This is a genomic window from Bacillota bacterium, from assembly GCA_012837335.1.
Lineage (GTDB): Bacteria > Bacillota > Limnochordia > Darwinibacteriales > DTU012 > DTU012.
The window spans coordinates 1-15,607 of sequence record DURM01000023.1; the positions used below are offsets into that span (position 1 = coordinate 1).

Annotated in this window: 9 protein-coding genes and 1 tRNA gene; 3 read left to right on the plus strand and 7 right to left on the minus strand. The window is 46.2% G+C overall.

Annotation, left to right across the window (positions count from 1 at the left end):
* The first annotated feature begins 347 nt into the window (after nucleotides 1-347).
* Nucleotides 348-1,604, plus strand: a complete 1,257-nt coding sequence (gene uraA / locus GX019_03245) for a uracil permease (protein ID HHT36175.1) — start codon at nucleotides 348-350, stop codon at nucleotides 1,602-1,604.
* A 41-nt stretch (nucleotides 1,605-1,645) separates the two neighbouring features.
* Here uraA and ytaF read toward each other — a convergent pair whose 3' ends face one another.
* Nucleotides 1,646-2,272 (minus strand): sporulation membrane protein YtaF, encoded by a 627-nt coding sequence (ytaF, locus tag GX019_03250; protein ID HHT36176.1) that lies wholly within the window; start codon nucleotides 2,270-2,272, stop codon nucleotides 1,646-1,648.
* 135 nt (nucleotides 2,273-2,407) lie between these two features.
* On the opposite strand from ytaF, the gene GX019_03255 reads away from it, so the two are divergent.
* Both GX019_03255 and GX019_03260 read left to right on the plus strand, forming a co-directional pair.
* Nucleotides 2,408-2,483: transfer RNA gene (locus GX019_03255), tRNA-Trp, on the plus strand.
* A gap of 388 nt (nucleotides 2,484-2,871) precedes the next feature.
* Nucleotides 2,872-3,738, plus strand: coding sequence for an AraC family transcriptional regulator (locus tag GX019_03260; protein HHT36177.1), 867 nt, complete (start codon nucleotides 2,872-2,874; stop codon nucleotides 3,736-3,738).
* Nucleotides 3,739-3,811: 73 nt separating this feature from the next.
* On the opposite strand, the gene GX019_03265 is transcribed toward GX019_03260, so the two are convergent.
* The 6 genes from GX019_03265 to GX019_03290 all read right to left on the minus strand — a co-directional run bounded on the left by GX019_03265 (nucleotide 3,812) and on the right by GX019_03290 (nucleotide 15,571).
* Nucleotides 3,812-6,112: a hypothetical protein gene (locus tag GX019_03265; GenBank protein HHT36178.1), complete on the minus strand. Its 2,301-nt coding sequence runs from the start codon at nucleotides 6,110-6,112 to the stop codon at nucleotides 3,812-3,814.
* A gap of 230 nt (nucleotides 6,113-6,342) precedes the next feature.
* The gene (locus GX019_03270; GenBank protein ID HHT36179.1) at nucleotides 6,343-7,644 is read right to left on the minus strand and encodes a pectate lyase; all 1,302 of its coding nucleotides are present in this window, start codon (nucleotides 7,642-7,644) and stop codon (nucleotides 6,343-6,345) included.
* Nucleotides 7,645-9,018: 1,374 nt separating this feature from the next.
* Complete coding sequence (locus GX019_03275) at nucleotides 9,019-10,542, minus strand: glycosyl hydrolase 43 family protein (GenBank protein ID HHT36180.1); 1,524 nt, start codon at nucleotides 10,540-10,542, stop codon at nucleotides 9,019-9,021.
* A 22-nt stretch (nucleotides 10,543-10,564) separates the two neighbouring features.
* Entirely contained in the window at nucleotides 10,565-11,821 is a 1,257-nt protein-coding gene (locus GX019_03280; protein ID HHT36181.1) for a glycoside hydrolase family 28 protein, read from the minus strand.
* Between the two features lie 19 nt (nucleotides 11,822-11,840).
* Nucleotides 11,841-14,135 (minus strand): hypothetical protein, encoded by a 2,295-nt coding sequence (locus GX019_03285; protein ID HHT36182.1) that lies wholly within the window; start codon nucleotides 14,133-14,135, stop codon nucleotides 11,841-11,843.
* Between the two features lie 116 nt (nucleotides 14,136-14,251).
* Complete coding sequence (locus GX019_03290; GenBank protein ID HHT36183.1) at nucleotides 14,252-15,571, minus strand: extracellular solute-binding protein; 1,320 nt, start codon at nucleotides 15,569-15,571, stop codon at nucleotides 14,252-14,254.
* Between the last annotated feature and the right edge of the window lie 36 nt (nucleotides 15,572-15,607).

Sequence of the window (15,607 nt, forward strand, 5' to 3'; positions counted from 1 at the left end):
CCCTGACATAAGACGCATTTTAGCAGAAACAGGTTCCGAAGTAGTGAATGTAGATGACCCTTTCCAGACAAATTCTTAAAAAAGTTAAAAAACCCTTGACATTGCTGGCCTGATCAGGTAAAGTCTGGTTAGAGAAAGTAGCTTGCCCTTTAAACTAGTCCAGAGAGGCCAGTAAGGAAGCTTAGTATTATGGTGTCTGTTTTAGGGATACTCTATGCTCCTGTCTGCTGGCAGGAGCTATTTTTTTGAGCTTCTTTAAAGAAGAAAGGAGGTTGTTTAAGCAGCATTCAGTAATTTTCCAAAGGGCAGCTGCAATCAGAACTGACTAATGGTTAGGAGGATAACTTATGAGAAAATCGATTGACGTTCACGAACGCTTACCATTTTTTCAGATGGTTCCATTAGGATTGCAGCATCTTTTCGCGATGTTTGGCGCGACAGTCTTGGTACCTATATTAACGGGATTATCACCGGCCGTGGCTCTGTTTACTTCTGGTACCGGTACACTTATATTTATTTTTATTACGCAAGGAAAAGTTCCCGCGTATCTAGGTTCATCATTTGCATTTATCGCCCCAATTACAGCAGTTGCCGCTGCTCATGGCCTACCCTACGCACTGGGTGGTGGTTTGATTGTCGGTATAATCTACGGCATAGTTGCTTTTTTCATCTCCCGCGCGGGAACAGGCTGGCTCGATCGAATGCTGCCACCAGTTGTAATCGGTTCAATTATCATCGTAATTGGTCTTGGCTTGGCTCCTACTGCCGTAAGTATGGCTGGATTAGCGGGAGATAACGTCAGCATAGCCAATGTTAACGTTCAAATTGCCCTGTTTACACTTCTGGTTACAGTAATTGGTTCGGTTGTTTTTAAAGGTTTCCTCGCTGTGATTCCAATTCTGATCGGGATTGTAGCAGGATATATTTTTGCCGTATTAAGAGGGGCAGTTGACTTTACTGTTGTGAGTGAGGCAGCCTGGTTTGGACTGCCAAACTTTATGCTTCCCAAATTCAGTTGGGCGGCAATTACTATGATTGCTCCGGTCGCCTTAGTAACCATCGCAGAACATCTGGGTGATGTTTTGGTCTTGAGCAAAATCACAGGACGTGATTTTTATAAAAACCCAGGATTAGCCCGCACACTGCTTGGAGACGGCATAGCATCCTCCTGGGCTGCTCTGTGGGGAGGTCCTCCTAACACAACCTATGGCGAGAACGTTGGTGTTATGGCAATTACCAAGGTATACAGTGTCTGGGTAATCGGTTTAGCCGGAATCTTTGCTGTTCTGCTTTCATTCATACCTAAAGCCGAAGCCTTGATTTCTACTATTCCGGAACCGGTTATGGGTGGAGTATCCATGGTGTTATTCGGTGTAATTGCCTCGTCCGGATTGAGAACGTTAGTTGAAAGCGGAATCGATTATTCGAATAAACGCAATCTCATTATCTCATCAGTAATCTTAACACTGGGAATTGGCGGAGCCGGAATCTCAGCTGGTGCATTTAAGATTCAGGGAATGGCCTTATCAGCTGTAGTAGGTATTCTTATGAATCTGCTTCTCCCTAGAAGTATTGAAAACCAGGAACAAAGAGCAAGAAACTAACAATCAAGAGGAGCCGCTGAGCTCCTCTTCTTTTTATATAATCAAACTGATATTTTGATCAACCCGATTAAGACAATAATGGCACCAGGTATCCATTTCAAAAAGGCTCCCTTTACTGCTGCATCAATTTTTGCTCCCAACAGTAACCCAAGTGAGAGAAAAACCAAACTAAAAGCCATTACAGCGCCAGATGTAAACAATCGGGGAAAATTAAGAACGGAAGCGCCTATTCCAGCAGCAAACGAATCGAACGCTAATGCTAGACCTAGGAAAACCGATTCAAAAAGTGAAATGGTCATAGAGCGGTCATAGTCCGCTTCTAACGGGTCTTTGAAAACACGCATGACTGTTATCACGGATACTTCTTGCACAGGCTCCTGTGGGAGTTCTACTGGTTGGTCTGACTGCTGATAAGTCCGCCAGAGACTGTATAATCCAAGCAGCACCAATATTCCTCCCCCAAATAATTCAGCCCCCTTTGGCGTCATGTTTATGATCAATAAGTCTCCAATGAACATGGCTGAGAGTATTGTCACAAACGAGATTGCACTCAGCATAATCCGGGGCAAAATAGGTATTACAATTTTCGCCATCCCATACGTCATTCCAATAGCCAGAGAATCGAAGCTAACGGCTGCTGCTAAAAGTAAAATTGTGAGCAACTCCAAACTGCACCATCCTTTCTCTCCTCTCCATATACTATGGAGCAGGACATAAGTGGTGCACGCTGGAAGAATCTTGAATTTATTTACCAAAAAGGGCTTGACCTGAGCGAATTCCTGTGGTATATTATAAATTGTGTTAGGGGAGTAGCTCAATTGGTAGAGCACCGGTCTCCAAAACCGGGTGTTGCGGGTTCGAGTCCTGTCTCCCCTGCCACTTCTATCAGACATTTTGATGAAGCCCATCGCTGACACCTGTGCTCCATTGGGCAAAAGTGGGCAAAACAATTATAAACATAATCGGAAAGTCCGGATAAAAACCGGACTTTTTTGTTTATATGAGCATTTAGATTGTCAGCATTGGAGCTCCTCTTTGGGTATAGGATCTAATCAGCCCGTACACCAAACGATCCTCTTCTATTCCTAGGAGTTGAATGCCTTAAAGCTCAATTTAATTCTCAGTTTCTTTACCAATCGATATTATGCACCATAATTTCTATCTATAGTCATTTTATTCCTGTTCGATGAAGTTTGCATTTTCTGCTCCCGATCTATGATATAATAGTGCCAGCAGCTGGATTATATTAATGGAGGATTCTGATGCCATGAGTAAAAAATTAGAATTCCATTGTGATAATTTTCGGGTTAATTATGTCAATAATCCCGGATATTCCAGTGCAAATATGAGCAATTATCATGCTCACGATACATATGAACTCTACTATCTCTGCAATGGCGAACGTTCCTACTATGTTAACGGACAAAGATACTATGTCAAGCGGGGAGAAATCGTTCTAATTAACCGCAATATCATTCATAAAACCTCCACAACAAATGTACCGGATTATGAGCGTATTGTACTGCAAATCCCGGAAGAATTCCTAACCGCCAATGAACTTAACGATATCGATCTGACAGAGTGCTTCAACTACACCACCCCAGTAGTATCTCTTGACAAAAAGAATCAATCGATAATCGAATCAATCCTCTTCAACATCTTAGTCGAATTGAAAACCAGGCCAATGGGCTATCGGTCGGCTATCCAGACATACATAACGCAAGCTTTAATCCATATTCACCGTCATGCCCTATCCGCTAACCACAAGCTGGTGCAGAAAACAAGCGTGGACAAAAAAATCTATGATGTTGTATCCTATATCGGAAATAACTACATGCATGATATTACTCTTCCGCTGCTCTCAGACCAGTTCCATGTCAGCAAATCCCATTTATCCCGCACCTTTAAAAAAGTGACCGGATTAACTATCGTTGAATATCTCAATGCTGTGCGGATCGGTCATGCCCAGAAGCTGTTAAGAAACACCAGTATTTCTATTTCCAAGATCTGCTTTGATACCGGATTTAACAATATCTCTCACTTTAACAGGACATTTAAAAAAGTTACTGGGTACAGTCCAACCGAATTTCGCAAAGTGCAGCAGAGCAAATTCCCCCTCAAAGCAAGTGTATAGGAACCCAATAATTAAGCAGGGACAAAGTACGAACACTGATCCCTGCTTTTCTAATATCGTTCTTTATTTCTATTTACCGCTTAGGATTCCAGCCATCATCGCCTTTAAGGATATTTTCTACTGTATAGTGGCTCGCTTCGGCATCAGTCAGCTGTCTGCTCCATTTTACCCGACTGTCTGGATTAGCTCCCGGTCCATAGCTGTTGTATTCCTCATAGCGGGCTGTCTCTTCGTTGCTGGGTTTGCCCCAATTATGCCATCCGGTCGGCTGTACTACCTCTGACATATAACAGTTGATGTACGCAGTGTGGCCATAAGGACGCCATGGTCTGCCCAACCACACACTGCCCGGATTGACATCTCCGATAATGCGCGAGTTAATGAAAACTAGCCCGAACTCTTTTTCAGGAGGAGTAGATGCTGCGGTAACGTATCCGCCGGTCTTTCTGACATTAACAATGTCGCACTCCTCAAACACCGCTGTTGCCGGACCATAAATAAAATCCACATCTCCTTCAATATGGCACCGGTAAAAGTATAATCTTCCTTGGGTGTTCGCAAACACTGTGTCCTGGTGGGAAACAAACTTGCAGTTCGTAAATACCATCCGATCTCCCCTGAGATCCACAGCAAGAGCCTGACCTGTTCCAACAGGAGCCAAGTTGCTAAAAGTAATGTTCTCGGCTGTAAAGTCATCGCTGAGGATCGCTGTGCTTGCATTGGCAATGCGGTACTGAGCATCGGTGGAATATTGGACATATGGTGTTTCATTGAAATTTAGGATGGTCGTATCACGGTTTTCCCCGATAAAAGTGATCATATCCTTGTCAGCGGGGATAATCAGCTTTTCGTGGTAAAACCCTTCTTTAATATAAACAATTACCCGCTGATCATTAAAGCCGGGTATCGCATCAACCGCTGCCTGGACAGTAGGAAAATTACCTGAGCCATCCTGCGCAACGACTAACTGCATCAGCCACCGCTCTCCTAGGTCCAGATTTGGCGTCGAAATAACATCCATTCCCTGCTCCGGAATACTGACCCTTACCTGCCCGGAAGCATCAATGACCGCAGGTGCAGCGGGTCTTTCGTGCTGATTGAAATCAACATAGTATATCCCCCGATCCTGCGCCTTTAAGTCTGCATAAAACTCAATCTCGGCAGCACGCACTGCCGAAAGGTTATCTTCCCAATAACTGAGAGGCTTCATTCTAAAGTAAAGAGCCCTACTGTCCTCATCTCTTACCGCATAATCTGCTTCGCTTTCGATTTTATACTCCGCAGGAAAACCGATAACTGCGCGAATCAGCACATTTTCCCGATCGGTTACAGCGAAGTTTTCTACCTGAATTGGAATCCGATTATCGGAAACATACTGGCTGAGAGGGTTATCCGCGATTACTGCGGCAATTTGATCAGCCAATTCCGGGTACCGCGTTGGGTCTCTTTTAACCAGCACGTCTCTGGCTGCCATCTTGATTAACGGTGATTCGTTCTCGCAAGCAATCAAATCCAGCAGTCTTGCAACTATCACCTGGTCAAGCACTCCAGAGCGTTCGATCGCTTTTAAAGCCGGTATCCGCATTCCTAAAAGCTGGTTCTGGTCAAAAGCAATCTCAGCTACCCGCGGCAGAGTTTTATTCGCATTTCTGCCAAGAGCGGTGGCCGCCAAATCCTGCCACTCCAAAGTAGGAAGGCGGGAAATGATTTCTTCGATTGTATCGTCGGTAAACGACATAATTCCCGGTGCAGCTTTTCCTGCTGCCACCCGACAGGCCCAGGCAAACCGAGCACTGCTTGAATGGGAGAGCAGCAGCAGATCGATTCCATACTCTCCTGCCGGTTCCCCAAAGGCTCCTAATGCCTCAGCAGCAGCTGTTCTCACATCTTCATCCAAATCAAATAGTGCTTCGCCAAGCGTACTTAAAACCTCTGAATTTGCTATGCCGATTTTGGCTAAGCTGTGAATAGCGTTTACCCGGGTAAATGTATCTTCATCATTATTCACGGAAAACAGCAGCGCGGGTAATGCTCTCGGGCTCTTTATTCTAGCCAAGAACTTGGCAGCTACACCTCTTAACACCTTGGTTTCAGGATCCAAATCCCGCAGCACCTTCTCGATGGCGGTTATTGACGCATCACCTAAATCTTCCAATTTCTGCTCGGCATTTGCTCGGATCGTATTATCCGGTGAAATCAGCAGTTTGACATACTCTATGATTTCCTCATTATCAATAATCCCCGGGTTGCTTCCATCTAATCCGCTTTCGGGGTTGAAACCGGCTCCCAAAACGGTAAAACCTGCAGACACCAGAGACATGATAACAGTAAAAAACACCAGCAAAGATCTCGCAATCTGACTTTGTTTACCCATAATCGTCCTCCTCATGCCAAAAAGGCACATAGCTGTAAAGATGGTTAAATTATAATAAACCCAGGTTAATTATACACCCTACCCATTAACGATTGCTACGCATATTCTTGCATGTTTAGAGAAATTCCACATATTTTTGCACACAAAGGTTTATTAAAAATGCTATCAAAATGTGGTCGAATGAAAATAAGCCCCAAATGAGGGACTTATTTTTCTATACAGCGGATCTCTTAGAGATCACTGATTAGCGGGTTAGTTCCATTTAAATACTCTTCTATATTAGTGTAACCATCGCCATCAAGATCGGCAGCCTGATCTATTCCACCATTGGGATCAAAGCCATACTTGATAGCCCACCAGTTGGGAATTCCATCCATATCGCTGTCCAGAGGCATCCTGAAGCTTCTTAAAAATACCAAACCGCCGACATCGTCCTGAGAATCAATAATGCCTGTTCCTAAACCGGTAGTCTGTCCTCCATAAGCCGCGGTTCCGGTTCTAACTTCTTCGATAATCCGCTTGTCAATTGCATCGCGGCCCGGCAGTGAAGCACCGGCGTGTTTTAAGACCAGCTCAAATGCTTCCTCAGCACTGTGAGTTGTCACATGCGGAACCGGAAATTCTTCATCATGCTTTACGTCTTCGGCTCGGTTTACTCTCGGCTGTACTCCACCAGCCCAGTTATCAGCTGTAATAGCGGGATAGCCATCCACATAGTTATCCGCAATGTACCATTTGCCGCCATTGGAGATCTCAACTATACGATGATTTACACTGCCTCTATTGGTCCCGGGTCCGGGTTTATAATAGTTGGCAATCATATTGTGGTTGCCGCCCTCGCCGCCATACGTGCTGTTGAAGCCCCAGTTGTAGATTACATTGTTGCGCATATCGGTAGCAGGCTGATTGGTATTTCTTTCTCCGTCAAACCGAGGAGTGCGGCTGGAATGGTGAGCCATCAAGTTGTGGTGGAAGGAAGAAAAACCTCCCCAGATTCCTCCATAGCCATGATTGCCCTTAACATGCACTGATCCCCGCAGACTTTCTGAGATAATTGACCACTGGACTGTCAGATTGTTGGTCAGGTAAAAACTAACGCATTCGTCCGTAGACCAGCTTGCGGAAATATGGTCCAGGATCACATTAGAAACACCTCTGCCGCCGATGGCATCAGCCTCATATCGGTTGTAATCGCCCATGCGGAACCGCAAGTACCTGATAATAACCTGATTAGTATTGATGTTAACCGGGGCACCGGCTACTGTGATTCCATCTCCGGGAGCTGTTTGGCCGGCAATGGTAATGTATGGGTTAATAATATCAAGAGAACTTGTAAGCATAATGTTTCCGGATACGGCAAAGACTACGGTTCTCGGTCCGGAAGCATTGACAGCTTCCCTTAAGCTGCCGGGACCGCTGTCTTTGAGATTAGTAACAATGTACACATCTCCGCCTCTGCCTCCTACAGTATATCTGCCATATCCTTCGGCAGTGGGAAAAGCAGGGGTTTGTTCGGCGTTATCATCTGCCATCACCAATCCACGTTCTGCTTTTACTTCTTTCCCGAGAGCGCTGAGCACACTAACGGCAAAGTCCTGAAGCAGCTGCGATTCATGATCTGTAATTTGATACAGAGTGTCAACTGCTGCTTCGGACTGCTCAGCTGCCTGGTAAACGATTGGGCTTAGTCTCCATAGAACATCCTCTTCAAATGACTCAACAGCACTTAGGAGATACAGCGCATCTTCTTCAAGTACCGCCTCGCAGTGTTCTAAATAGCGTGCAGCTGCCAGTTTTACTTGACTATCTGTTTCTTCATCTAACAGCGCATTAATGAAGAATTCGATCACTTCTGATTGATCGGGCTTAGTCTTTTCTAAAGCTAACGCAAGGAGTACCACGTCTTCTGCAGCTGCCCGAGGATTATTAATCATAGCTAAGATATCGCTAACTAGTGTTTCGTCATAATTGGTGAGTTCACCCAGCGCATATATCGCCTGCTCCTTGAGAGTACCCGTGTGGTTTGCAGCAAGCTCCTTCAGCAGCCCGGAAATCTCCGGAGTATAAGATGCCATGCGGGGATACAAACCGTCAATTATGGTCCAGAGATTATTCTGCAGCGCTTCACTCGGACTGGCAAATGCTTCGCGAAGCAGTCCAACCGGATCAGATGCTTTGTAAAGATTTGCGGAGATACCGGAAACAACACCATAGATATTGCGCTTATTGGCTAACTCATCGAAAAGCACTGGAATGATTTCATCGAAGCTGACCTTGAGAGCTGTAATCGCCTGATTTGCTTTCCACGCCACCATTGGCTCAGCAGCCATCGAAACTGCTAATGCCCTAATAACTTCAGGATTGACTGCTTTAATTGCCCGCAGCGCATCCACCGCCTGAGAACGCACGCCCGCATCTTCCCTGCGGTCCAAAACTACCTTTGCTATCTCATTAACAATTTCCTCTGCTTGTGGCCCTAAGGTATACGCAGCTTTGGCAGCTCTCGTCCTTGTGGTTAAATTCACATCACGCAGACCTTGAACAATGATGGGCAAACCACCTTCGCCAAGCTGCTCAGCGAAGACTACTAAATCATAGCCGATAAAAGATGATTCACTCTGATTGCGCTGCATCTGTTTAACCAAGAGAGGAACAGCAGCTTCACCATAACTGTTCAGCACTGCCAGTGCTTCACGTTTAACATTGAGATCGCCGCTGGCCAAGTCAGACACAGCCTCTAGAATAATGCTTTCATCCTCTGAATTCAAACCAGCCGCACAAGCTGTGAGGCCAAGAGCCAAGCAGATTATTAGAGTTAAAATTACCAGTTTCCGCATAAGTGCCCTCCTTAGAGTCTGGAAAATAGGCCGGCAGAGCAATCTGCCGGCTGCTTCATTAACCTGTTCTCAGCACTTACTTACATCAAACCAGGCAAAATCAGCGTACCCAAGAGATCCTTCACCAGTCGTATTAGTGCTGAACAGACCGACCTTTGAGCCAATCCAGCGTCCTTTAACGGCGTGGAGTTCATCCCCCAGCTTAACGTACTCTCGACCATCAAGGCTGTATGTGAAAGTGCATACTGCAGGCTCTTTTACTTCTACCCTTAAATAAACAGTATTGGTGTCTAAATCAACTGATGCAGTCAGCTGATCTTCATCTTGATCCTTATGGCCTACCCAGCGCTCAAGCGTCCAACCAGAACCGGATTTGCGGAGCGATAGATAGGAATATTTATCCCCGGTCACGATCAGTCCTGCCTGCTCACTCTCAAGCTGCGGCTGAAATGTTAGCTTGGTGGTGGCCGCAAACTCGGGCGCTGGGAATTTTTGTGCGACAATATTCGGTACTTCCCACAGAGTCTTCCGCTCACCGGGAATGTTCTGGGGAAACAGACGCAGGCCATGTTTGCCCAAACTGTACCAGCTGTCTTTATGGTTGGCAAACCACTGCCACTGGAGACCCAGCTTGTCCTGATCAAACTGGTCCGATGTGGGAATAGCTGCAATTGGATACTCCCTGCCCACATTCGGCTTTTTATAGCGTAGTACCGGTTCTTCGTTATCCCCCATGATCGGCCAGTCGTCGATCCATGCAACCGGCTGCAGGTGAACAATCCGTCCATAGGCGTTCCGGTCCTGAAAGTGGATGAACCAGGATTCTCCAGTTTGGGTCTCTACCCAGCCGCCTTGGTGCGGTCCGTTGATAGGAGTGCTGCCCTGCCGCAGAACGATCCGGTCTTCGTATGGTCCCCAAACATTTTTCGAGCGGAGCACAGTCTGCCAGCCATTGGTTACTCCGCCACCGGGAGCCATAATGTAATAGTAGCCATTGCGCTTGTACATTTTCGGACCTTCGAGGGTCGGATGATCTACAGTCCCATCGAAGATAATCTTGCCTTCATCTAAAACGCGGCTGCCGTCGGGAGCCATCTTGTGTAAAATCAGCTTGCTTTTAATACCGCAGCGGCTGGCAGCAAAGGCATGGACCAAATAAGCCTGACCATCATCATCCCAGAAGGGGCAGGGATCAATCCAGCCTTTCCCCGGTTTAACGCAGAACAGGGGTGACCACTCGCCGAAAGGATCTTCGGTGGTAGTCATGTAGATTCCCTCATCAGGCAGACCCACGCAGATCCAAAACTTGCCAGCATGGTAGCGGATAGATGGTGCCCAGATTCCGCAGCCGTGAAGCGGTTTATCATATCCGGGAAGGTCAACATTTTTAATGGCGTAATTTACCAGCTGCCAGTTGACCAGGTCTTTAGAATGAAGAATTGGCAGACCCGGAGTGCACTGAAAACTGGAAGCAGTCATAAAGTAATCATCTCCAACGCGGATCACGTCCGGATCAGAATAGTCAAGATGCAAAATGGGGTTGATATAGGTTCCATCTCCTTGATCTGATACCCATACACTGTTTTTAGACATGGTATCCTCCTTTACGTTTTTATTATTCGATTACAATATTCTCACCGTTAGTGACGGTAATTTCATCACCAACTTGATTGATTACATCCACATTAGTAAACCTGAGATTGGCAACTTGATCAGCAATAATACCCATTTGTGCCATCGGCTTGAGATTGCGGACCATAGCTGGTGTTCTTGGTTCAGCATCATCTGCCATGTGAATTGAGATATTGTCAAAAGTAATGTCCTGCAGCTTCATTTCCGGCAAGCCCTGGAGGTAAGCTGCAGCAGCCTGAATTTCACGGGCCGTAATATTGCTGAAGCGAATTCTTCTAAAGCTTGGAGTTCCTTCATCGACGGGACGGGCATTGCGGTCCTCTACGACCGGATCTCCATCTGCACCACAGCGGTAAAAGAGATTAAGAACGATCGGACAGAATCCGCCTCTCATAATGATATTGTTGACCCTAATATCTTCAACCACGCCGCCTCTGCCCCGACGGGTTTTCAGGCGGATACCCCGATCGGTACCTTCAAAAATGCAGTTTGAAATAGTTACATTGCGGACATCGCCGCTCATTTCACTGCCGATTACCACCCCGCCGTGGCCGTGAACCATTGTGCAGTTAGTGATTGTAATATTTTCGCAGGGAATCCGCTTCGGATTTTTCTCAGTTCCTGATTTAATAGCGATACAGTCATCGCCTACATCAATATGACAGTTGCTGATCCTAACATTTTTGCATGAATCAGGGTTAATCCCATCAGTGTTGGGCGAATCTGCTGGGTTAACAATAGTCAGCTTATCCACTACTACATTCTCACATTCGATGGGATTTACTGTCCAAGCCGGCGAGTTGATCAGCTTTACGCCTTCAATCAGAATATCGCGGCTTTCCACAAAGCTGATCATGCGCGGACGGGCGTGCTCCCATTTTTTGTGCCACCAAAAAGAACCCTGTCCATCAAGAGTGCCGCGGCCTATAACCGCAACGTTCTCAAGACCTTTGCCATAAATCAAAGGCATATAAGCGGAAACATCTGCTCCTTCCCAGCGGGTGACAATTACCGGATAGTCGTTTAAATCACTGCTGAACTTAATAACGGCCCCTGCTTCCAGATGCAGAGTGATATTGCTTTTTAATTCAATTGGTCCGGTAAGGTAGGTGCCGGCCGGAACGAGCACTGTGCCTCCCCCCTGCGTAAACGCAGCGTCAATTGCTGCTTTAAATGCTTGGGTGCATACTTGGCTGCCATCTCTTACTGCTCCAAAATCTAAGATATTAACCACATTTATCCTCCTTAAGAATGGTGTGTTAATCCTGACGTTCAATTTTATCCATCAAGGCCAGCATTCTAACTGCAAATCGGTGGCCTTGAGTCAAACCCTTCCCTGCGGAAGAAGTTTCATGCCAGCTTCTAGTAAATCCTTTAACCGCCCGCTCCCATAAAACCTTGTCCTGCTCCTTTGTATCGGAATAATAGTACGCATAGGCAACTGCAGGAGCTAAATTGCGATCGGAGCTGGCTTTGTAATCTCGATGAGCGGCATGATACGCCCAAGCGCCCGGAGGATCGATCCATCCGTATTCTGAAAATGCTCGTCCCGCTCTAACAATCATTTCTCTTACCCGCTCATCACCGGTGGCTTGATAGTACAGTACCAGCGAATCAATTATAGGACTTCCCATCAGCATTCCAGCAAAGCCATTACGCTCAAAAAAGCCTGTAAAGAGTCCATCTTGGTTCTGCAGTTCCAGCGCTATATCAACTAACGCGGCAGCACTTTTAAGATATTCCTCTTTAGGAATAACATGATAAGCTCCCATTAAAGCAAGATTTGTCCAGCCCCACTGCCGTTCGGTGCTGTACATACGAGCCGCTGGAACTTGTCCTAAGGCAACCTTTTGATACTGCTCCCAAGTCAATTCTGCCCACCGATCCGCCACTATTAAAGCCGCGTCGCGGGCTGTATAATCGCCAGAAAAAGCGTAGTATTCAAAAAGTCCCTGCACCCACGCGTGGGAGCCGAGTTTGCCGGAGCCCGCAGAACTGTGTCCGAGAACATCGGGATCAAAGTCATTGTCGTGCTGATAAACCATTCCCTGCTCAGATCCCGCTGTGATAAAGTCGATATCAATCATATGTCTGGCTGCTGGCAGAGCAAACAGATCATACCACTTGCGTCCACCCCCACGCAAAAACATCAGCATCCCCACATGGGGATAGTCGTATTCGCAGTTGTTCCAAGACCCAAGCCTGCGGTATGAATCATCCCCAAAATTGCGATCTCCATAAAGTCTATGTTCAGCTCGCTTCTTCATCAGAGCTTGAAAATCTAATTCGATGGCATGCTCATATTCAGGGTAGCGCTTAAAGTTTTGACAGGAAAGATCACCCAGCGCACCACTTTCCGCATACCAATCCCAAGGCGCCAGCGCTAGCAGCGGCGCATGGCATTGGTTCATTACAGACGGAAGTTGACCGCCATCAGGATTAGGCGTATGAAAATACAGCATAAACTCATGGGTCCGGGATTCACCCTGCCTCAATGCATAGCTGTGCTTGACTTGATTTCCCGGTAAAAACGAATCAAAAGTGCGGGATGAAGTCGGCAGCAGCCCCAGACTGAAGCCGGTCTGCCCCAGCTCTAAGCTCTTGGGATACTTCTCCCAGAAATGGCGAACTGCTGCGGAAAGAGCCCAGCCAGATTCTGTTTCCACCGTTGCCCACCCAGCAAACTGTCCAGAAGTCTTTGCATCTTGTTTGGCAAGGTTCCCGTGGTAATACTCATCGGGACTATCGTGAAGAACGCCAAAAGAGCCTTCATTACTGGCTGCACAATACTTCTCAATTAAATGATTATCATGATATACCTTTATATGATTCGCTTGGAGAGGAATTAAAAACTCTAATCCCTTAAGTTCGATCGCAGATCCTAAATTGCGGATTGTATGTAAAACGCGTACAGCAGAACTATCGCGATGGACGGTAATTCTGATAATATACATCAAATTAGATGCCTGTCCGCTGGAACTTTCATAGTAACCGGTAAAACAAATAACGGCTCTTTCTGAACCATTATCATCAATCATTATCTCTTTAGCTGATCCGATATCAAGCTGTTGAGAATCGACTGTTACTTTCGAACCAATAAAACCGTTATAAGTGTCGAGTCTAATCCATCCTGCTTCAGTTTTAAGTTTCAGATCATCAAATAGTGACCGGCAGCTCCGGGAAACAGAAAAACCCAACTTTCCTGTATCAACGCATATATCTCCGGATTTTGCAACACTGGCAATAAACTGGTCGGTAGTAGATCCAGATGAATTCAGATCGAGCCAGAAAATCCTGGTTTCATCAGCACTAACATCTGCGACAAAACTGATTAATACCCACTTCAAACTACCGTCCGGCCACCACGAAAGAGCTTGAAATTGAGCCGGTACATATGCACCTGATTCGCTAAAAAGAGCTAACTTAGCGGTATCTCGCACCCGCAGATGCTGGGGAAGCGGCAGCCCGTTGGATATTAGTTCCTTGTTCCGGGTAATCGAGCTGTCATTAGTAACTGTAAGCTTAATCCTGGGAATTCTGTCATTGACACGCATTGATCCTGATCCCTTCTAGTGCTTGCTATGCAAGCATGGTTTCACCCTCCGGTCGAAACCGGGGGTGAAACCATGGCTATTTATTATCCGACTTTGAATCTTATTGGGGGAGTGTTTTATTGACCGAACAGAGCGTCAATCTGAGCTTGAGCTGTTGGTCCTTTAGCTTCGAGATACGAACGAACCGGTTCAATACCTCTGAACAGCGGATCCATATCATCACTGAATCTAATATTGACGTCCGGGCTGTCTAAACCGTTAACCCACTCTACATCACCCTGCCAGTTTTCCAGAGCATACAGCAGGTGTTCAGCAGACTCGCGGTTAAACATGCGTTCATTTACTTCAGTTGCGAACCAGCTGTCGAAATCAAAGTCTTCTTTTCTAAATAAGAAGTCATGCAGAGCAATCAAACCTTCCGGATTTTCAGCAGTTACCGGGATAGATGCAAATTTTACTGCCCATTCCGGATAGATGTGGCGATCTGCGTGAGGTCCCATTGGAATCGGAGCATAAATCAAAGTATCTCCATTGTTAGCTTGTCCGCCCTCTGCATGGTCGGAACCAAACTGCATTGCAACGGTACCATTCTTAATGCGGTTAGAGCCGTCAAGCTCTTTGGGTACGATGTAACCTTCACGGTACCACTCAGCAATCTTGTCAAACACCCAGATTGCATCGTCATCAGCCCAGCCGTAGCGATATTTGCCATCTGCATCTTTCTTAACAAACTGAGCATTGTTCATATAAATAGCGTAGTCGATCCGGCGCCATGCGATACCCCATTGATCAATTTCGCCATCACCGTCAGTGTCTCTAGTAACATTTTGGATAATCTTTTCTGCTTCTTCCCAAGTCCAGTTGCCGGAAGTCCACAGATCATAGATATCAGGCTGGCCTTCGCGCTCCAGTAGGCTTCTGTTGTAAACCAGAGCAGTCGGTCTCCAGTTGCTGCCATAAAGATGACCAAAAGAATAAACATTACTGCCTACGCTGAGAATATCTTGGTGAATAATGCTGTCTGTTGGGTACAGGTAATCGTAGTAGTCATCACCTAGAAGATCATTTAATGGCAGAAGCATACCGTGACCAGCCATGTTGTAGTACTCGTTGCGCCAGTCTCTGTGAATAATGTCGTGAGTGGCTTCGCCAGTAACGATTCTGGTCATGACAACTTCAGAGCTTGGTCTGAACATAAACTCGATGCCACCGATGTTGAACAGCTCCATAGCTTCTTCTAAGCGGCCTTCTCTGATTGTTCCTTCAGCAAAGGTATCTTCATCAACTGTTCCAATAATGGTAATAACTGCGCCGCCAAAGTCAACTTGATCAGGGCTTAATACTCCCGGGCTAGGAACATAATCCTGAGCAGAGACAGCCGCAGCGGACATAATGAGGGTCAGCACTAATAGACTGACAGTTAGGATTCTCTTCATGATTAGCCTCCTTTTAAAGTCTAGAATTTTATCCAA